The 19,821-nt window shown below is 45.6% G+C and carries 14 protein-coding genes and 3 pseudogenes; 6 read left to right on the top strand and 11 right to left on the bottom strand.

Annotated features, from left to right (window positions below; all coding sequences use genetic code 11):
• The first annotated feature begins 2 nt into the window (after nt 1-2).
• The gene (locus tag AB4503_RS07930) at nt 3-800 is read left to right on the top strand and encodes a metal ABC transporter permease (RefSeq protein ID WP_372114270.1); all 798 of its coding nucleotides are present in this window, start codon (nt 3-5) and stop codon (nt 798-800) included.
• A gap of 166 nt (nt 801-966) precedes the next feature.
• Nucleotides 967-1,290, top strand: coding sequence for a DOPA 4,5-dioxygenase family protein (locus AB4503_RS07925; protein ID WP_017060873.1), 324 nt, complete (start codon nt 967-969; stop codon nt 1,288-1,290).
• A gap of 165 nt (nt 1,291-1,455) precedes the next feature.
• Here AB4503_RS07925 and fruA read toward each other — a convergent pair whose 3' ends face one another.
• From fruA to fruB, 3 genes are read right to left on the bottom strand one after another with little or no spacing between them, the layout of a single operon-like run.
• Nucleotides 1,456-3,198 carry a PTS fructose transporter subunit IIBC gene (gene fruA / locus AB4503_RS07920; protein ID WP_372114210.1) on the bottom strand — a complete coding sequence of 581 codons (1,743 nt, stop codon included), beginning with the start codon at nt 3,196-3,198 and terminating at the stop codon, nt 1,456-1,458.
• A gap of 15 nt (nt 3,199-3,213) precedes the next feature.
• Nucleotides 3,214-4,191: a 1-phosphofructokinase gene (gene pfkB, locus AB4503_RS07915; RefSeq protein WP_017060871.1), complete on the bottom strand. Its 978-nt coding sequence runs from the start codon at nt 4,189-4,191 to the stop codon at nt 3,214-3,216.
• Between the two features lie 9 nt (nt 4,192-4,200).
• Nucleotides 4,201-5,334 (bottom strand): fused PTS fructose transporter subunit IIA/HPr protein, encoded by a 1,134-nt coding sequence (fruB, locus tag AB4503_RS07910; RefSeq protein ID WP_050646611.1) that lies wholly within the window; start codon nt 5,332-5,334, stop codon nt 4,201-4,203.
• Between the two features lie 364 nt (nt 5,335-5,698).
• Here fruB and cra point away from each other — a divergent pair, with 364 nt between their 5' ends.
• Entirely contained in the window at nt 5,699-6,703 is a 1,005-nt protein-coding gene (gene cra / locus AB4503_RS07905; protein ID WP_102576688.1) for a catabolite repressor/activator, read from the top strand.
• A 50-nt stretch (nt 6,704-6,753) separates the two neighbouring features.
• Here cra and AB4503_RS07900 read toward each other — a convergent pair whose 3' ends face one another.
• The 4 genes from AB4503_RS07900 to nirB form a co-directional block, all read right to left on the bottom strand.
• Nucleotides 6,754-8,544 (bottom strand): protein kinase domain-containing protein, encoded by a 1,791-nt coding sequence (locus AB4503_RS07900; RefSeq protein ID WP_372114208.1) that lies wholly within the window; start codon nt 8,542-8,544, stop codon nt 6,754-6,756.
• Nucleotides 8,545-8,711: 167 nt separating this feature from the next.
• Nucleotides 8,712-10,181 (bottom strand): NarK family nitrate/nitrite MFS transporter, encoded by a 1,470-nt coding sequence (locus AB4503_RS07895; protein WP_102479073.1) that lies wholly within the window; start codon nt 10,179-10,181, stop codon nt 8,712-8,714.
• A 143-nt stretch (nt 10,182-10,324) separates the two neighbouring features.
• Nucleotides 10,325-10,669 (bottom strand): nitrite reductase small subunit NirD, encoded by a 345-nt coding sequence (gene nirD / locus AB4503_RS07890; protein ID WP_012600889.1) that lies wholly within the window; start codon nt 10,667-10,669, stop codon nt 10,325-10,327.
• Nucleotides 10,670-10,763: 94 nt separating this feature from the next.
• A complete protein-coding gene (gene nirB, locus AB4503_RS07885; RefSeq protein ID WP_372114206.1) occupies nt 10,764-13,346 on the bottom strand; it encodes a nitrite reductase large subunit NirB in 2,583 nt (860 codons plus the stop codon).
• A 473-nt stretch (nt 13,347-13,819) separates the two neighbouring features.
• On the opposite strand from nirB, the gene AB4503_RS07880 reads away from it, so the two are divergent.
• Entirely contained in the window at nt 13,820-16,429 is a 2,610-nt protein-coding gene (locus AB4503_RS07880; protein WP_372114204.1) for a molybdopterin oxidoreductase family protein, read from the top strand.
• Nucleotides 16,430-17,615: 1,186 nt separating this feature from the next.
• Here AB4503_RS07880 and AB4503_RS07875 read toward each other — a convergent pair.
• Nucleotides 17,616-17,854: pseudogene (locus AB4503_RS07875) on the bottom strand (transposase); the annotation flags it as partial.
• Between the two features lie 110 nt (nt 17,855-17,964).
• On the opposite strand from AB4503_RS07875, the gene AB4503_RS07870 reads away from it, so the two are divergent.
• Nucleotides 17,965-18,333, top strand: coding sequence for a VOC family protein (locus tag AB4503_RS07870; protein WP_122047096.1), 369 nt, complete (start codon nt 17,965-17,967; stop codon nt 18,331-18,333).
• Between the two features lie 156 nt (nt 18,334-18,489).
• Nucleotides 18,490-18,780: a hypothetical protein gene (locus AB4503_RS07865; protein WP_122047095.1), complete on the top strand. Its 291-nt coding sequence runs from the start codon at nt 18,490-18,492 to the stop codon at nt 18,778-18,780.
• A 199-nt stretch (nt 18,781-18,979) separates the two neighbouring features.
• On the opposite strand, the pseudogene AB4503_RS07860 reads toward AB4503_RS07865, so the two are convergent.
• The 3 genes and pseudogenes from AB4503_RS07860 to AB4503_RS07850 form a co-directional block, all read right to left on the bottom strand.
• A pseudogene (locus tag AB4503_RS07860) lies at nt 18,980-19,129 on the bottom strand (IS110 family transposase); the annotation flags it as partial.
• 82 nt (nt 19,130-19,211) lie between these two features.
• A pseudogene (locus tag AB4503_RS07855) lies at nt 19,212-19,509 on the bottom strand (type II toxin-antitoxin system RelE family toxin).
• Nucleotides 19,499-19,747 carry a type II toxin-antitoxin system Phd/YefM family antitoxin gene (locus AB4503_RS07850; RefSeq protein ID WP_004730320.1) on the bottom strand — a complete coding sequence of 83 codons (249 nt, stop codon included), beginning with the start codon at nt 19,745-19,747 and terminating at the stop codon, nt 19,499-19,501. The pseudogene AB4503_RS07855 and the gene AB4503_RS07850 overlap by 11 nt, the downstream one beginning before the upstream one ends.
• Nucleotides 19,748-19,821: the final 74 nt, after the last annotated feature.

The following is a 19,821-nucleotide window of genomic DNA, read 5'->3' as shown; positions in this document are numbered from 1 at the left end:
TGTTGAATGAATATGGTTGGCTGGCACCTGCAGTATTGTGTGGATTAATAGCATTAGTTGGCAACATCGTGCTTGGGGAGCAAGTCCTCAAGCGCCAGATCATCTTTATTGATCTCGCTGTCGCGCAAGTGGCTGCCCTTGGCGCTGCCTTGAGCCAGTATTGGCTGAGCCGATATGCACAGTTTAGCGGCTCTTGGTTTGCAGAGATGATTGGCCCGTGGGTCATGTCATTGTTGCTATGCGGATTAATTGCGTTAATGGAAAAGCGTTACAAACAACACTTAGAACCAATGATAGGAAGTTTGTTTGTGGTATCGGCTTCATTAGCGATTCTATTGGTCAGCAAAGATCCTCATGGCGCCGATTTTATTCAAGGCATTCTCAACGGGCAGCTATTGTGGTCTACCTGGGATGATGTCTGGCCATTGGCAATAATCACGACCGCGATGTTGGTGTTGATTAGCGTAAAGCCTGAATTTATGCAGGGAAGTGGCTTTTATCTTATCTTCGCTATTTTGATGCCGATCACCGTAAAGCTGACTGGGATATATTTGGAGTTTGCGTTACTGGTGATACCTGCGTTATGTGCAGCTGCGTATAAAGGCGTTCGCTTCTTTATCGCGAGTATCGGGATTGGCACTATCGGTATTTTATCGGGCTTAGCAGTGTCGGCTTATTACGATTTGCCAAGTGGCGCCAGCATTGTCATCACACTGTTTTTGGTGGGGGTGATGTTTAATATTGTGATGAAGTTGATTAGAAGCACTTGTACTGATAGTTCGACACGAGCTTGTGGTTAGGAAAAGGCCTCTAAGGTTTAACTTGGAGGCAACGAACCTGACGTTAACAAGACCATGGCGCTTTCTCTGTTTAGAACCGATAGCGCTGGCATATTATATTTAGATTTAGCTATTAAAGGCGGTTTAGGTATAAAATCGCGACATCATAATTCTAAAGGATGGTGCTATGTACCACGGTCATATCTATTTCCCTCTGCGATTTGCAGAGCAAGCAGAAACACTGCGTCAGAAAATTTTAGCGGAACGTAAAGATGTATTAGAGGTTTTCCCATTAATACAGCGTTTGGTTGGTCCACATAAGATGCCAATGTTTGAGATTCACTTTGCGAACAAAGAGTCGGGTATTGTTGAATGGCTTGAGCAAGAACGCGGTGATATGTCGGTGCTTATTCACCCTGTAACTGGCGGTGAAGAAACTTTGGATCACACAGTACGAGCGATCTGGCTTGGTCGTGAATTGGGTGTCTTTGAAGAAACGCTTACTAGCTAATCAAATATACCAATATTGCACTTAACTCATTCCGACCGGAAAATACATGAACAATAAAAAGGCTCCTCAAATGAGGAGCCTTTGTTTTAAGGAGCCGTTTTACCAAGAAACCGGTTATCAAGAGCCTCTGGTTATCGGGCTGAACCGTTAACCAGAGTAGGGGGATTAAGCCTCTGCCGTTACTTTAGAGCCGCTCATCTTTTTAAGTGCTGCGTAGCCAAAGCCTGTTACTAGCGTACCTGCTGCAATCGCTACTAGGTACATTAGAACTGGAGAGATAGCACCAGGAATCAGTAGTACGAATAGACCGCCGTGTGGAGCCATTAGCTGAGCACCAAACATCATTGATAGAGCGCCAGTTAGTGCACCACCTGCCATACATGCTGGGATAACACGCATTGGGTCTTTTGCTGCGAATGGGATTGCACCTTCAGAGATGAAACATAGGCCAAGAACGAATGATGCTTTACCCGCTTCACGCTCGCCCGCTTCAAACTTGTCTTTCACTAAGAAAGTCGCAAGGCCCATACCTAGAGCAGGAACCATACCTGCTGCCATGATTGCTGCCATTGGTGCGTAAGTTTGCGAAGCCAATAGACCAACACCAAATGTGTAAGCTGCTTTGTTTACTGGACCACCAAGGTCGAAACACATCATAGCGCCTAGAATCACACCCAGAAGAATCGCGTTAGACGTTCCCATGTTGTTTAGGAAAGTCGTCATTGCGCTCATCACGCCAGAAACAGGGCCACCCACGATGTAAACCATCACAAGACCAGTGAACAAACTCGCGATAAACGGAATGATCAGGATTGGCTTGAGGGCTTCCATGGATTGTGGAAGTTGAACCTTGTCGGCAATGAATTTCGCTGCGTAACCTGCAATGAAACCTGCTGCGATACCACCTAGGAAACCTGCGCCCGTTGAGCTAGCCAGCATACCGCCGATTAGACCTGGAGCCAGACCCGGACGGTCAGCAATTGAGAATGCAATGAAACCAGCAAGAACAGGAATCATCAGTGCGAATGCAGAACCACCACCGATAGTCATCAGTGCTGCTGCCAGTGTGCCTTCTTCTTTAAACGCTTCGATACCGAATACGAAAGAGAGTGCGATGATCAAACCACCCGCAACAACCACAGGAAGCATGTGAGATACACCTGTCATCAGGTGCTTGTATACGCCTTTCTTCTCGTCAGCAGGCGCTGAATTTGAAGACGCTGTGTGTTGGTATGGTTTAGCTTCTGCGAATGCTTTTTCCATCTCTTGCTTTGTTTTCTTCAAAGCAGGGCTTGTTGTCGTTTTGTATAGCGCTTTGCCGTTAAAACGATCAAGAGGAACGTCGATGTCGGCAGCGATGATAACAAGATCAGCGTCTGCGATTTCTTGGTCTGTCAGTTGGTTCTTCGCACCTACAGAGCCGCGAGTTTCCACTTTGATTTGGTGACCTAGGCGTTTGCCTTCTGCTTCAAGCGCTTCAGCTGCCATAAAGGTGTGTGCAACACCAGTTGGGCAAGCGGTAATCGCTACGATTTTTTTGCTACCTGTAGCAGGTGACGTACCGGTCACTTCAACAGTGCTTTCAGCTTGAGAAGCGTCTAATACCGTTGCTTCTGCTACCGCTTTCTCTAGAAACGCTTTTGCATCAGCAGTGCATTCAGAGATAGCCGCTTGGTACACTTTCTTACCAACAAAACGTGCTTTATCAACATTTTTGTTAGTTGCGATAACTACAACGTCGCTGCTGTCGATAGCGTCTTGCGATACAGTTGAATCAGGTAACACGCTTGATTGACATTCAATAGCAGCGTTCCAACCTAGTGCTTTTGTCGCTTGCTCTAACAAGCCCGCGGCGATGATGCTGTTTGCTACGCCACTTGGGCAAGCTGTGATAATGGTAATATTCATAATAAACCTTTTGTCCTATTTGCTTGTGTCTAACTGGCTAGTTGGAGCACTAAGCGCCTGTAATTGGATATTTTGTAGTACTGAATCCAGCTCTTGTTGGCTGGTGATGCCCACGCCTACCTGTGAAACTGCTAGAGCAGATAGGGCGGTTGCGAATTTAATAAGTTCTGGTTTTGGCATCTGTTGCATTTGACCCCAACATAGACCAGCAACCAATGTGTCACCTGCGCCTACCGTGCTTACTACTTGCATGCGCGGTGGTTGAGCATGTAACCATTCACCTTGGTTAAGCCACATCACGCCTTCAGCGCCAAGTGATACCACGATATTCTCGATGCCTTTTTCACTTAGGGCTTGGCCCGCGTGTTGGCATTGGTCACGAGTTGTCAGCTCTGCATTGAACAGCTGAGACAGCTCTTCATCGTTTGGTTTGATTAACCATGGTTGTGCATTGATACCGGCTTTAAGTGCGTCACGGCTGCTATCAAATAGCACCTTCTTACCTAAATCGTGTAAGCGTTGAACCCAAGAAGCGCAAAGCTCAGGAGAGATACCTTGTGGCAAGCTGCCTGCAATGACGAAATAATCGTGCGTTTCAGCAAGTTCTAATAGGGTTTCTTCGAACGCTTTAATCGCGTCAGCATCAACAGGAACACCTGGGAAGTTGATGTCGCTTACTTGGCCTGAATTCTCTACCAATTTCACGTTAATGCGAGTTGCGCCATCAACACGGATGAAGCGGTCAGTTGCGCCCATCTCTTCAAACAGTTGGCAGAACGCTTCTTCGTTATTGCGACCAAGGAAACCTGTTACGGTCACTTTCGCGCCAAGCTCTGAAAGAACTTTTGCGACGTTTACGCCTTTGCCCGCTGCATGCAGAGAGCCTTTGTTTACTAGGCTAACTGAACCTACATTTAGTGCGTCGATAGCGCCTGTCAGGTCTAGAGCAGGGTTAAGCGTTACGGTAACGGCTTTGATTTGTTTATCAGACATATCGACTCCTTAACCTTCGCCAAGGCCTGAAGCGATAGCTTTACCAATCGATTCAAGTGCTTGTGCTGCATCGTCACCTTCAGCAACAAACTGAAGCTGGTGGCCGTGTTTAACGCCAAGTGCGATGACTTTCATCAAGCTCTTCGCGTTCACTTCTTTTCCGTCGCCATCTAGGTTTGAAACGCGGATTGTTGATTCGAATTTCTTCGCTTCAGCAACCAACATTGCACCCGGACGAGCGTGCAGGCCGTGTGCGTTTTTGATTTTGAATACTGCGCAGTTGTCATCGTCTTGAGACGCTGTAGAAACCGCTTCACCTTTCAGAAGGCCAATCACTTGCGCTGCGTCAGCTGTTAACAGTTGTTGCTGTTTACCTTCGAAAACCATCTTGCTTAGGTTTGCCAGAATAGATTGGTGCGCGCTGTTACAAGCTGCGAATGCGACTAGTGCTTTCACTGGTGTGCCTTCGTATTCACAATGGTTCGCTGTTGAAACGAAAGATACGCCAGTTCGTGTTACGCCTTTGTCGCTGCCCAACAACCACAGGCCTTGGCCTAGGTGAGTTGGTGTTTTCGTTACTAGGTCAGCAACGAATGCGTTGTCTGTGCAACCTGTGTTCTTAAGTAGGCCACCCGCAACGGCAGACATTTGAATCATGTCGCTCGCAGGGAACAGTAGCTGAACTAAAGAAGCGTCTAGGTCGGCTTCTAGCTGAACTTCGCCGTTAAGTAGGGCGATGATTTCGTCTTCTGATTTAGCTTGCTTTAATTTCTCTTCAACACCGTCTGCCGCTAGAACCTTTGTTAGTTGCTTAAGAATGCCTAAGTGCTCGTCAGATTTCGCTGCAATACCAATTGCTACGTAAACACGGTTGCCGTCTGCCCAATCAATACCTTCAGGGAAGTGGTGTACCGCAACGCCTGTCTCTTTTACTAGGCCACGAGTATCCGTCGTTCCGTGAGGAATCGCGATGCCGTTACCTAGGAACGTAGAGTTCTGGTTTTCACGGTTCAGCATTCCTTCAACGTAACCAGAGTCAACTAAACCTTTAGCTGTCAGGTCGCCAGCAATGTTTTGGATTGCTTTGAATTTGTCTTCGGCAGTTTGGCCTAGAGTGATGTCAGATTTTGATAATTTAAGCATGGTGCCTCTTTAGCGTATCGCTTGAGAATTTGTGTATCGCTACGATTCAGTCTAGAGCAATATTTGCCCGCTGCTTTATGCTTGCTGAATCGGTTCAGCAATCAGTGTAAAAAAAATTCAGCAAAGCCGATTTTGGTTTTCAAAATAGTTTTGCTGCGTGTCGTAATTCCAGTTTCGTTAACAACAAGAAGCTGAATCACGACAAATGACGCTCAATCCATTCAAAAGGATGATTGAAGTCACTTTTCAGATTTTGCTGAATCCTTTCAGCTTTTATACTGAATCGATTCAGCATATAATTCAACTAATCCGAGGATCAGATCATTGGTTATATGATCCTACGCACAAAATACAGGTCACCCATATGACACTAGATGAGATTGCCAAACTAGCCGGTGTATCGAAAACGACAGCCAGTTATGTGATCAATGGCAAGGCGCAGAAATACAGAATCAGTGAAAAGACACAGCAGAAAGTGATGGCAGTGGTGGAAGAGTATAACTACCGACCAGACCATGCTGCTTCCTCGCTGCGCGCTGGTAATAGCCGTTCATTTGGTTTGATTATTCCTGATCTGGAAAACAGCAGTTACGCGCGTTTAGCAAAATTGATAGAGCAGAACTCACGTAAAGTGGGCTATCAGATTTTGATTGGTTGCTCAGATGATGACGCTGAAACCGAGCGAAAGGTCGCTGAAGCCTTGGTAAGCCGTCGTATTGATGCCTTGCTGGTGGCGAGCTCAATGCCAGACGCCAATGAGTTCTACTTGAAGTTGCAAAACTCAGGCACACCCGTTATTGCGATTGACCGTCCTTTAGATGATGAGCACTTTGCCTGTGTGATCAGTGAAGATTTCGAAGCTGCATTTGAACTGACGCATTCGATTCTTGATGACAGTATTCATAGTGTTGGTTTGATTGGTGCACTGCCTGATCTGAACATTTCACGTGAACGTCAGTTGGGTTTTGAAGCGGCGAATAAAGCACATACTCAACAAACAGGGCTAACAGAAAATAAGCCGATGGTTGTGGGTTATGGCGAGCACTTTGATAGAGAATCAGGGCGCGAGGTTTTTGAAGACTGGATAGCTAAAGGCACAGTTCCTGATGCGATTGTGACTATGTCTTACACCTTATTAGAGGGTGTGTTGGATGTGATGGTCGAAAAGCCAGAGCTGATCAATCAAGTAAAACTGGCAACCTTTGGTGATAACCGTTTATTGGACTTCTTACCCTTTAAAGTCCATTCACTGCCGCAACAATTTGAAGTGATTGCCGATAGTGCTTTTGCCTTGGCGTTAAATGCTTCCGCGAAACGTTATCAAGCGGGTATTGAACTCGTGCCAAGAAGCTTAGTGAAACGAGGCTAGCTCGAGTTTTACTGTTAGCTAGAAGCCTCGCGTTTAGCTCGAGCTTGGAATTAACTCGAGCTAAGCAATAAACCCAGTTCTACGACCGCAACAATGCCGAGCAACAAAGCCAACACCTTCCAAAACTGGATGGGGTTTCGGTTTATCAAAGGTTGCTTGGCTTTGCTTTTCACCAAGCTTTGGTTTGGTGTGTAAAGGTCAGCGACAAAATCCCCCAACACTTGATGACGTTCGCTTGGCGATTCCGCGCAGGCTTTTTGTAACACTAAATCCACCCAACTTGGTAAGTCCGCTCGTTTCTGAGTTATGGGTTGGTATTCCCATTGATGGTGGCGAGATTGTTTAAGCGATTGGGCAGTCATTTCAGAGTAGGGCAATGCACCGGTTAGCATCTCATAGCCGATCACAGCGATAGAGAACAGATCTGAGCTGGTGGTCGCGCTGTTGTGCTTGATGGTCTCTGGCGCTATGTAATTGACCGCGCCTAATGGTGTGTCGTCTTTGTCGGTGAGCTCTCCCTCTTCAAGGCCTCTCACTAACACCGCACCAAGGTCGATGATTTTTACCTCACCATCACGTTGAATCATGATGTTTTCCGGTTTTAAGTCTCGGTGCACCATGTCTGCACGTTGTAATACTCGAATGCCTTGTGTGATTTTTTCTAGTATGTCGCGCACTTCATTGAGTGACGGCTTTGGATTGTCGTACATCCATTGTCTTAGGGTGATGCCTTCTACCCATTCGCAGATTTGATATAAGAATTGCGAGTTCTCTGGCGTCGGGTAAACCTTCATTACTCTCTTATTTTTCAGCAAGATCCCCGCCCATTGTTCATTAAAGAAAGCTCGAAGTTGCGAAGGGCTATCGTGATATTGAACGGAAGGGACTTTCAGCACGAACTCGGTTTGTGTATCTTTCTGTATTACACGATACACATGGCTTCTTGACCCTGCATACAACACCTCAAGTACCATGAAGTTGTCGATACTTTGCCCGAGCTTTAAAGCGGGTGGGATAGCACGTTTAGCCAGCTTCTCATGGAACTCAATCAGCGAAGGTTTAGGCAGATGGCTGACTTGCACAATCAAGCAGCTCACGTTGTCCGAGCTATTGTGGCTTAAAGCCGTGTTACAGATGGTTTGTGCCGCGTATTCGAAATCCGCTCCGGGTTTGTCGATGTGTTCCTTGAAGGTGTTGGGAGAGACAAACTCGTGCACGCCATCAGATGTCAGGATAAAGCAGTCGTTTTTCTTTATAGGTAGGGTTTGATAGTCAACGTTGAGTTGGTTGTCCATGCCTAAGGCGCGTGTTAGATAATGCTTCTGTCCCATATTTTTACGCGTGTGGTCGCGGGTCAGTTGGCGTAATTCTCCATCTCTTAGTAAGTAGATACGGCTGTCGCCCACGTGGAAGATATGCGCGGTGTTTGATTTGAGTATCACGCTGCTGAACGTCGAAACGAGGGCATTGTGGTTCACTTGTTGTGCGGGATGAATATTAGAAACAGACGTGTTGAAGAGCCAAGAATTGAGGGACGTTAAGACCTTTTGCGCCGAACGTTGGATGCTCCAGCTTTGGGGAGTTGCGTAATAGTCGTCGATAAACTGCATCACGCTGGTGTGACTGGCTTTCTGGCCGTGTTCACTGCAACTTGCGCCGTCTGCTATGCAGGCAACACTGCCTTTCAACTCTTGCTCTGCACGAGTTTTTGGGTGTTTTACAATGATGGCATCTTGGTTTTCATCTCGTACGCCTTGATTCGAATAACCACCAAACTTAAGCGTTAACTGGTTGTTGGATTCTGGCGTGATGACTTGCCCTTGGCTGAATGAAATTGTCATAACTGGTCTTCTTCTTAACTGCTCTTCTTCCCGCTTCCTTGACAGAACATCCTAGGAAGAACAAAAGCCCTAGTGAACTTAGAGCCTTTGAACGAAGCACCTAGCATTGATGTATCCGCTAAGGTGCTTCTCCCGATTCAATAATATCAATGCTTCATAGTACAGACCTAGCTTGAAACATTAATCAGCGTGACACTGCCATCGTCGTTTACTTCGGCGATTTGACCGTTAGGCTCTTCCATGAACAGTAGAGTCACAAAGCCAAGTACCGCTGTTGCAGCAATCACTAAGAAGAAGGTTTGGTAGCTCACGAATGACAACACAGTTAGGTAAACTACTGCACCCACGTTACCGTAAGCGCCCGTCATACCTGCAATTTGACCTGTCATACGACGCTTGATTAGAGGAACCGTTGCGAATACCGCACCTTCACCCGCTTGCACGAAGAAAGAACACGCCATCGCCGCAACAACCGCTAGCCATACAGGCCATGTGCTGTCGACTTGACCCATTGCGAAGTAACCCACAGCAAGACCAATCGTTAGAATAAGCAGTGTTGGTTTACGACCGAATTTATCTGAAATCCAACCACCACCTGGGCGAGACATTAGGTTCATAAAGGCATAAGCCGATGCAACCATACCTGCAAGAACCGGTGTTAATTCAAAGGTTTCAGAGAAGAACAGTGGCAGCATAGAAACCACAGCCAGTTCAGAACCAAATGTTGCGAAGTACAATACGTTAAGTACCGCTACTTGCTTGAACTTGTACTGGTGAATCTCAGGCACTTCTTCTTTAAATACGTTCTTGTTTACTTTCCAAACTTGCGACACTTCGTACACGTAAAGTGCTGCTAAACCTGCATACACAGAGTAAACCGCCATGTCAGACAACATGTTGATGTTGCTTGGTGATAGCTTCCAAGTCAGTAGCGCTAAAGCGGCATACATAGGGATCTTCATAATAAGTAGGAAGAAAAAGTCACCCTTTGATGTCACTTCCATTGCTGTTACTTGAGCAGGCTTGAAATAAGTCGAACCTTTTGGTGTATCTGACACGTTTTTGTAGAAGATAAATGAGAACGCTAAGCTCATTACGCCGGTAATACCGACCGCATAACGCCAGCCGTCTTCACCACCAAACGCTAGAGCGAGAGTTGGAAGTGTGAACGCCGCTGCTGCTGAACCGAAGTTACCCCAGCCGCCGTAAATACCTTCTGCAGTACCCAGTTCGTTGTGTGGGAACCACTCAGACACTAGACGAATACCGACAACGAAGCCTGCACCGATGAAGCCTAATAGGAAACGAGCAATCGCCGCTTGAATAAAAGAGTCTGCCATAGCAAACATAAAACAAGGGATTGAACAGACCGCGAGTAGCGAAGAGTAAACCAACCTTGGGCCGTATCTATCGGTTAGCATGCCTATTGCGACACGTGCCGGAATGGTCAATGCAACGTTGAGAATAAGCAGTGTTTTGATCTCTTCAGTAGAAAGACCAAGCGTAGTTTTTACCATTTGCAGTAGTGGGGCAAAGTTGAACCACACAACAAAGGTAATGAAAAAGGCCATCCAGCTTAGGTGTAATACCTTCATCTTACCCGTAAATGAAAGCAGCGAAAATTTAGTGTTATCCATGGTTTAAATCCTTTAAATCTGGAAAATTACCCGGTTTGTGCACCTGCGTTACTTCCGAACTTAGAACGCTTTTAATGTGCATAAACCCTGTGCCGAAATTGCGCACGCTAATAAGCGTTTGCATGATGGTGTCGGCGGTTTAGTTAACTGGCGATAGCAAGTGGTGCGAGAACTTGAACTTGTTCTCCTTGCTTGCGAACTTCAAATTTCACGAGCTTGAGCTCAGGCTGTTCAAGACATTCGCCAGTTTCTAAGTGGTAATGCTGCTTGTATAAGGGTGAGGCCACGTAAGGTTCTCCGCTTAATGAACCAATTATACCACGTGACATCACATTCGCCTTGCCGATAGGGTCGTAATTAGAGAGCCCATAAAGCGTGTCGCTGCGCTTGCAGTAAAAAATAGCCACTTGGTTATCGTCTACTTTGGCGCAAATTCCCCCGTTTGGGGTTAGATCGCTGGTGCTGCATACGGTTGTCCAATTTTCCATGACTTTCTCCTAGTCTAAAATTGAGTTTTTATTTTTTTATTGATGAACCTGATGAACCTGATGAACCTGATGAACCTGATGAACCTGATGAAATTTATGAAACCTCAGTCACTTCGATTTGGTCTGCTTTAGCGAGCTTTTCATCGCGTTTTGAATCGGAAGAAGAGCTCAAGCTCGGCTTAGGAAAACGCTGCTCTCGTTCTTTGATGAATGACAGGCTAGTGTCCATTTCTTCGCTGTTGATGTAGTGCTGGAAGCGTTTCATCTTTTCAGGGTTTTCGATGGTGGTTTTCCACTCACACTGGTATTTTTCGATGTTGAGGGCGATATCGGCCTCAAGTTCTTCAGCAACGTTGAGCTTGTCTTCAATCACGACTTGCTTGAGGTATTCGATGCCGCCTTCGAGGTTCTCCATCCATACCGATGTACGCTGTAAGCGGTCTGCGGTACGTGTGTAGAACATCAAAACGCGGTCGATGTATTTAAGGAGTGTGGTTTCATCAAGGTCGGTAGCGAAAAGGTCACCATGGCGAGGGCGCATACCGCCGTTACCACAGATGTAGAGGTTCCAACCTTTGTCGGTGGCGATAATGCCAAAATCTTTTGATTGGGCTTCTGCACATTCACGAGTACAGCCAGAAACCGCAAACTTGATCTTGTGTGGTGAACGCAGGCCTTTGTAGCGGTTCTCAAGTCGAATCGCTAAGCCAACACTGTCGTCGACACCGTATCGACACCAAGTGCTACCGACACACGATTTCACGGTACGAACCGATTTACCGTAGGCGTGGCCCGTTTCAAAACCTGCATCAATCAGCTTTTTCCAGATGATAGGCAGTTCGTTAAGCTGTGCGCCAAACAAGTCGACACGCTGACCGCCCGTGATTTTGGTGTAGAGGTCGAACTCTTTAGCGACTTCACCAAGCACGATCAATTTATCTGGAGTAATTTCACCGCCAGCAATACGCGGAACCACCGAGTAAGTGCCGTCTTTTTGCATGTTGCCAAGGTAGATGTCGTTGGTGTCTTGCAGCTCGATATGTTGATCTTCAAGGATGTAGTCGTTCCAGTACGAAGCCAGAATCGAACCGACAGCCGGTTTACACACAGTACAACCCAATCCGTTGCCGTGAGAATCTAACAGCTCGTCGAAGGTCTTGATTTTGTTGACGCGGATGATGTCGGTAAGCTCTTGACGAGAATAAGCAAAGTGCTCACAGATATCGTTAGAGACTTCTACACCTAGGTTACTTAGCTCGCTATCGAGAACCTGTTTAGCAAGGGCAGAACAACCGCCACAACCTGTTGAAGCATTCGTGGTTTCTTTCAATGCAGCCATCGTGGTGCAGCCAGCTGAAACGGCCTCTTTAATATCGCCTTTGGTCACATCAAAACATGAACAGATCACAGCGCTATCAGGCAGAGCTTCAACACCCATTGCCGAACCTGAATCATCGGCCACGTTAGGTAAAATTAGCACTGATGGGTTTTCAGGAAGGGGCATATCATTTTGCTTGATTTGCAGTAGCGAACCGTAGGCTTCTGCATCACCGACCAATACTGCGCCGACAATCTTTGTGCCGTCAGCCGAAATGATCAGGCGCTTATAAACTTGTTCAATTTCATCGTTGTAGGTATACGATTGAGCGCCTTCCGTCTTGCCGTGTACTTCACCAATACTGGCCACATCGACGCCAAGCAGTTTGAGCTTGGTGCTCATGTCGGCACCAGTAAATGAAGCGTCGCTCGTTCCGTCAGAGACAATATGCGAAGCCGCGATTTTTGCCATCGAATAACCGGGAGCCACTAAGCCGAAGATCTTGTTATCCCAAAGGGCACATTCACCAATCGCATACACGTTGTCGATGTTGGTTTGGCAGTGATCGTTAATCACGATGCCGCCACGTTCACCAATGGCGATATCAGAGCTTCGAGCTAACTCATCTTGAGGGCGAATACCCGCAGAGAATACGATCATATCGGTTTCTAAATGGGTGCCATCGGCGAAGTTCATGCGGTAGCGAGCATTTTCGCCATCGACTATTTCAGAGGTCGCTTTCTCGGTATGAACTTGCACACCAAGGTCTTCAATTTTTCTGCGCAGTAGGGCACCGCCACCATCATCTAATTGAACCGCCATCAGGCGAGGCGCAAATTCAACCACATGGGTTTCTAAGCCAAGGTTTTTGACTGCGTTTGCGGCCTCTAAGCCAAGCAGACCACCACCAATCACCACGCCAGATTTGCTACCTTTGCTTGATAGTTCAATTGCGTCTAAGTCTTCAATAGTCCGATAAACGTGACAGTGTTCTTGATCGTTACCGGGAATAGGGGGAACAAAAGGGAAAGAGCCCGTCGCCAAGATTAGCTTGTCGTAACTTTCAACGTGACCACTTTCAGTGATGACTTGTTGATTGGCAGTGTCTAGCTTGGCAACCTTCTGGTTCAACAAGTAGTTCACGCCGTTGCTTTGGTAATACTCTTCACTGGTCAATGACAGGTCATCAGCACTTTTACCATTAAAGTAAGCCGTCAGCTGAACACGGTCGTACGCTAACCTTGGCTCTTCACTAAAAGTAATCACATCAAATTCATCACTGTCTGATTGCAGGATGTTGTCGATAAATTTGTGTCCAACCATGCCGTTACCAACAACGACGATTTTCTTCTTGCTCATAATCCATTCCTTATTCTCGGCATTATCATCACTAGCATCTAATTTCTAGTAGTTAGCAGATGAATACCGGGTTGAGATTCCACTCAATTCATAATCATCAAGAAAAACAAAAAATGTTTTTTCCAACTCTTGGTTTTTAGTTGAGCAAGGAGGGTGCCAGATTACGGTTTGTTCATTTAAATAAAAATTAATGCATTTTTTTCAATGTCTTAAAAAATACGGGTAACACATAATTACCCCTAAAGTAGTATGTAAATTTTTTGTTAGATTTATACAAATGAGCATTTGTGGTGCAACTTTCTGCAAGATGGTGCAAAAATTAAGTTTCTATCGTGGTTAATTTCTATTTTGCTCATTTCTGATAGGTTTGTGTTTATTAAGTTCTTGTTTTTATAGTTAAATATTTCTTGCTTGTTGATTGCTATGAAGTGGCGTGTTATTTGCTTATTTTCAGTTATTACAATTATGGATAATTGAGCGAGAAACGGATGACCGATTCAAACAGCGGCTGGATAAAATCGACCTGTGCTTATTGTGGTGTAGGGTGTGGAATAGAAGCGAGACCGACATCGTTAGGAAAACTAGAAGTGCGTGGTGATAAAGATCATCCATCAAACTATGGAAAGCTATGCACTAAAGGGATTGCGCTCGGCGACACCGTCACGCCTTTAGGTCGTCTTACACAGCCTGCTCATATTCAGAATGAGCAAAAACAAGAGCTAGATTGGAACAGTGCCACTCAGTTGGTCGCAGACAAATTTAATCAAACCATCGAAGAATTTGGGGCCGATTCGGTTGCGTTCTATGTGTCTGGTCAGCTGCTTACCGAAGACTATTACGTTGCCAATAAACTGATGAAAGGCTTCATTGGTAGTGGCAACATCGACAGTAACTCTAGGCTATGTATGGCTTCAACTGTGGTCGGGCATAAGCGTGCATTTGGCGCAGACACCGTACCGGTATGCTACGAAGATCTCGAGCAAGCCGATCTAGTCGTGATTACAGGCTCTAACCTAGCATGGTGTCACCCGGTACTTTTCCAAAGATTAAGAGCCGCGAAACAAGCCAACCCCGCATTGAAAGTTATCGTCATCGACCCGCGTTATACCGACACTTGTGAAATTGCAGATATTCACTTGGCATTGGAATCTGGCTCAGACGTGGCGCTGTTTAACGGCTTATTGGGCTATCTCGACGATAACGACAAGCTAGATGCAGACTACATAGAAAACCACACTCAAGGCTTTACTGAATCGATTCGATCTGCAACTCAATATCGCTATACCGAATCAGGCTGGGGCGACAAAAGCGTTCCTGAGCTGACAGGGTTAACAGAGCAGCAGCTAAAACAGTTCTACAGTTTGTTTGCATCGAACGAGAAGGTGCTGACCATTTACTCCCAAGGCGTGAACCAATCCACACAAGGGTGCGACAAGGTAAACGCCATTATTAACTGCCATTTAGCCACCGGGAAAATCGGTAAACCGGGCATGGGGCCATTTTCTGTAACGGGCCAGCCGAACGCGATGGGTGGGCGAGAAGTGGGCGGTTTAGCCAATACCTTAGCGGCGCACTTTGAATTTGGTGATCCGCAATCACACCAAACCGTCAGCGAGTTCTGGCAAACCGATAGCTTAGCCACACATGCGGGTTTAAAAGCGATTGACCTGTTTGATGCCATGAATGAAGGCAAAATCAAAGCCGTGTGGATCATGGCAACCAACCCAGTTGTGAGCCTGCCTGATAGCGAAAAAATCAAAACTGCATTAGAGAAGTGCCCATTTGTGGTGGTGTCGGACTGCATTGCCGATACGGAAACCACTCGCTTGGCCGATGTAGTGCTACCCGCGCAAGGGTGGAGCGAGAAATCGGGCACTGTGACCAACTCTGAACGCCGAATCTCACGTCAACGCCGCGTGTTACCAAGCCCAGGGGAAGCCAAACCCGATTGGTGGATATTAAAAGAAGTCGCACAAAAAATGGGATTCAAAGAGCAATTTGAGTTCCGTCACGAAGGTGAGATCTTCAAAGAGTATTGCGAGATGACAGCGCTCGGCAATGAAACGGGCAAAGCGCGTGATTTGTGCTTAATTGGATTAACCAAACTGGATGAAAAAGGCTATGGCGAACTCACTCCACAGCAATGGCCAGTGTTAGAGTATCAACCAGAGATCATTGAGCAACGCATGTTCACCAATGGCGAGTTCTTTACTGAATCAGGCAAAGCGCAGTTTATTGCAGTTGAGCACGACAAACCGATTGCCGATACCAGCCTTGAATTCCCACTTATCATGAACACAGGCCGAATCCGAGACCAATGGCACACCATGAGCCGCACAGGCTTGGCGGCAGGTTTAGGTGAGCATACCCCTGAGCCTTTTGTTGCGATGCACCCAGATACCGTTTCAGAACTGAACTTGGATGAGTTTGGGCTAGATGCTTTCAACCACGCCACTATTAATCCAGTGGTGAAAGTGCGCAGCGCACAAGGGGAGTGCCAAGCGCGATTAGTGGTGACCAAAGAGATGCGCCGTGAACAAGTTTTCATGCCGATTCATTGGAACGCACCGACCGCCAAAGACAGTAAACCATGTGACCTGATCTTGCCTCATACCGATGCCGCATCAGGCCAGCCAGAATTCAAACACACCCCAGTGGTGGTTGAACCGTGTGGCTATCGCAGCGAAGCCGCACTGGTCAGTGACAAGGTGATGGATTGCAGCGGCTTTGATTATTGGGTTCGCCAAAGAGTAGAGGGCGGTTTTCTGTATCGAATATCTTCCTCTAAGAACCCAATGGAGTTGGTGATTCAGCTTGCTAATACCCTCGATGCCTTGCCAGAACCTAACGCAGAAGCGATCAAATCACTCCATTACCACGGCAATAAATCATTCAAGAACTACGGCTCTGCCAAGCTGGGTCAATCTGGTGTAAAGCAAGCATTCGTGGTGAACAGTAAGCTAGACCATCAAAGCATCGATTGGCTGGTGGAATGCCTAACCCGAGAAGCCGATGAAGAGTTCGAAGCCGAGTTTTTGAGTGCCTTGGCGAGGCAGAGAGCACCGACCGACCTAGTTACTTGAATATAAAGAATAAAACTATCGCTATGTCATGGCGAGAGAGGGGCATTGTTCGCTTTTAAAAATATTATTCAACGGGTAAGTCGCTGTAGATAAATTGGTGGCTAGAAGTGGAAAGTGAACGGCTGACGGGGTACCGGTCTTAATGATAAGGGTGGAACGCAAGTCAGTCTTAAAAAGCAAATTCCATAGATAGAAGCGGCCAAATCCAACAGGTATTTATCCATTGTGCTACGACAACGGATAAATATTTAAGCGTTATGAAGAAAAAATAAACCCCCTTCCGATTTGGTTGGGGGTTATCTCGTCTTTACTGCACTAGCGTTTTTAAAAGTTGAGTCAGAATGTCTTTAAAGAGCACTCCACACAACAACTTAGCTAGGTCATCTTTCCACTTTGGGTAAGGTAACATAACAGCTTCCTCTGGTACGAGGAAGACTAAGCTAACTAACTCAACCCTTGTTCGCGCCTAAGTTAGCTATCCTCTTTGTTTGGAAGGGCACGCTTAGACTTCCGGTTTGGGTACTTGCCGACACCACTCGGTACAAGTTGACTCGGTCTGATGTTGCTAGACCTTGTGGGACATTATGTTGAAGGTATGTAGCGAATTCGCTTCCTTCTTACTCCGTTAGTAATATTAAAACTTTCCTCACGATGGTTATCGTTTCGGAATTTCTATATATTAAAACAAAAACCAAAATGAGGTTTTTGAGTTGGATGTCCATTTTTTGCGTGTCCTCTCAAACAGTTAAGTATTGTATATGCAACGAGACTTTCAAACAACTTGTAAATTAAAGTTCTTAGCACTAAACTGACAGTGTTTGGAAGGGCACGCTTGCGTACCCAATAAAATTGCCTCCGTTTACCAACCGGAGGCTTTTTTATACCTGTGATCTGGACGTTGCTTCATCATAAATAAGGATTAAGGTGTTGCGTAGCCAACACTAAATCCTGAGTGTTGAACAAGCCCAAGCCACTTTATTAAGTAAATTGTACGATTACATTTGAAAGACACATCGCTTTGAGGTTCTCTCAAGGTGAGTGAGGCAAGGTTGTGATAGTCATATTATCAAGCAGTTAGCTGTTTTTCGTTTCTTTTTTCGTCACATCTCCTCTGTTTTCGTCAATGCCATTCTCCTTATTATCAAATGCCTTTCGGCTAGGTGGGGCGGCTCACCCCAACGCACGAAAAGCTAGCATTCATAGGTCGTGCGTCGTAACCCTGTCTATGAGTGTTCTTGCCCAATAATGTGCACCACCACACGCTTCAACGCCTATACGCACGAGTGGCATATTTGCTATTGTAGTCAGCAGTTTAGAGTGGGTTACTGACTTATGAAGTAAGACCTTACCATTTTGGTCTACGGCATGAAGACTAAAGTGGTTTTTAGCTAGGTCGATACCGCAGAAATAAGAATAATCAGACATGGTGCCTCCGATGCATTTAAGTACCACATAAGTGTGGCAGAACCTCGGTAGGGGGAATCCATGTCATTCGTTGTATGCTTTCAAGTTTCAAACAATAAAAGGACTTAAAAATGATTCTAAATCACGTCTCAGTTGGCGCTTCTGATGTGGTAAAAGCAGTTGGTTTTTATGACTCAGTTCTTTCTACGTTGTCTATTAAGCGTGCTCACTATATAGAAAATATTGCAGCGGCTTATGGTGAAAACTTTGAATTTTGGGTCGGAAGTCCCTGCGAAGGAAATGCTACATCAAGTAATGGTGCTCATATTGCTTTTAATGCGCCTTCAAAAGAAGCTGTTGACCAGTTTTATACTACAGCCATTGAGTTAGGTGGTTCGTGTGCAGGTAAGCCAGGATTAAGACCAGAGTATGGTGAAATTTACTACGCAGCATTCGTACGTGACTTAGACGGAAACAAAATCGAAGCAGTTTCAATGTAGCTTCGAGTACGCATATAACAATAAATTTAAGAGTGATTCACAACGCTTGGCGCTTTCATTTCAGCCAGTTTAGTGTTTATGGCACAATGCTTTAGGTTTGGGTGGAGGCGTTGTTCACACCTTCATTTGGGATTAGGTAATTATAGGAGAATAAATTTGAGATCATATCATAATTCAGATCCGGTGGAGGATGCATTAGCATTTTTAATCCAACATGGTTTTGTTGCTTTTAATGGCTCAGAAGACAAAATAAAAAAATATCGAGAGATAGTAGTAAATAGCGCAAAAGAACGAAATATTGAAACCATTAGTGGTTGGCACGAAGTAGGAAAGAATACTGGAGAGGTAACTGACTGCTTTTACTATATATATAGTTGCGAACGATTTCCATTTGGAGATGAAAAGAGCAAGAGTCAACTGAAAGCAATGCTCGATTCTGTCACATAGAGACTCGTTCGCTTAGTGTATCTACGTCCAACTAATAAGGATTAAGGTGTTGCGCAGCCAAAACTAAATCCCAAGTGTTGAACAAGCCCGAAGCCACTTTATTAAGTAAATTGTACGATTGAACTTGAAGGGCACACCGCTTTGAGGCTTTTCTCAAGGCGAGCGAGGCCAAGATAAGATTGTGTCATCATGTGGATCTACGCATCAGTGGCATATTTTCTATTTTAGTCAGTAGTTTAGAGCGAGTTACTGACTTATGAAGTATGACCTTACCATTTTGGTCTACGGCATGAAGACTAAAGTGGTTTTTAGCTAGGTCGATACCGCAGAAATAAGAATAATCAGACATGGTGCCTCCGATGCATTTAAGTACCACACAAGTGTGGCAGATCCACGGTAGGGGGAATCCATGTCATTCGTTGATACCGCAATCAATCATCTAACCTTTTCATAGCTTTACGGTAAACATCGCTACGTTCGCGTTTTCCGTTTTCCGACTGCTAAGACGGTTACAATGATGACATCGTCTTCAACTTTGTAGACGAGACGGTAGCCCGATTGGCGCAGCTTAATCTTATACATGTTGTCAGCTCCAGAGAGTTGTGAAGCCGGAACATGCGGGTTATCTAAACGCTCGATTAGCTTTTTCTTAAATTGTTGTTGAAGCGTTGAGCCAAGCTTTTTCCACTCTTTGAGTGCACTCTTTTTAAAGTCGAGTTTATAGGTCATCAATATTTACTGAAATACTCTCTTCAGATTCACGCTCTTTCGCAATAGTTAGTAGTTCAAGATCTTCGAGTCTGTCCATCATCATTTCGTACGCTTCGGCTGGTACGCAATAAAATGCTGGCTCATTTCGGTTCAGTACAGCAACAGGTTCACCGTAAGCACTAGTTGCAACTTTCATAGGGTTAGCTTTCAACTCAGTAATGCTTGCAGCAACATCGGCTAAAATTCTAGTGGTCATTTAATAGGTCTCTTAAGTGGTCTTTATTTTGGTCATTTTAGCCTCAACCAAGCGGTATAACAAATAAGGATTAA

It is taken from the genome of Vibrio sp. 10N.222.55.B11, from assembly GCF_041473705.1.
GTDB lineage: Bacteria > Pseudomonadota > Gammaproteobacteria > Enterobacterales > Vibrionaceae > Vibrio > Vibrio crassostreae_C.
The sequence above is the reverse complement of the archived record's forward strand: the minus strand, read 5'-3'. Positions and strand labels throughout refer to the sequence as shown.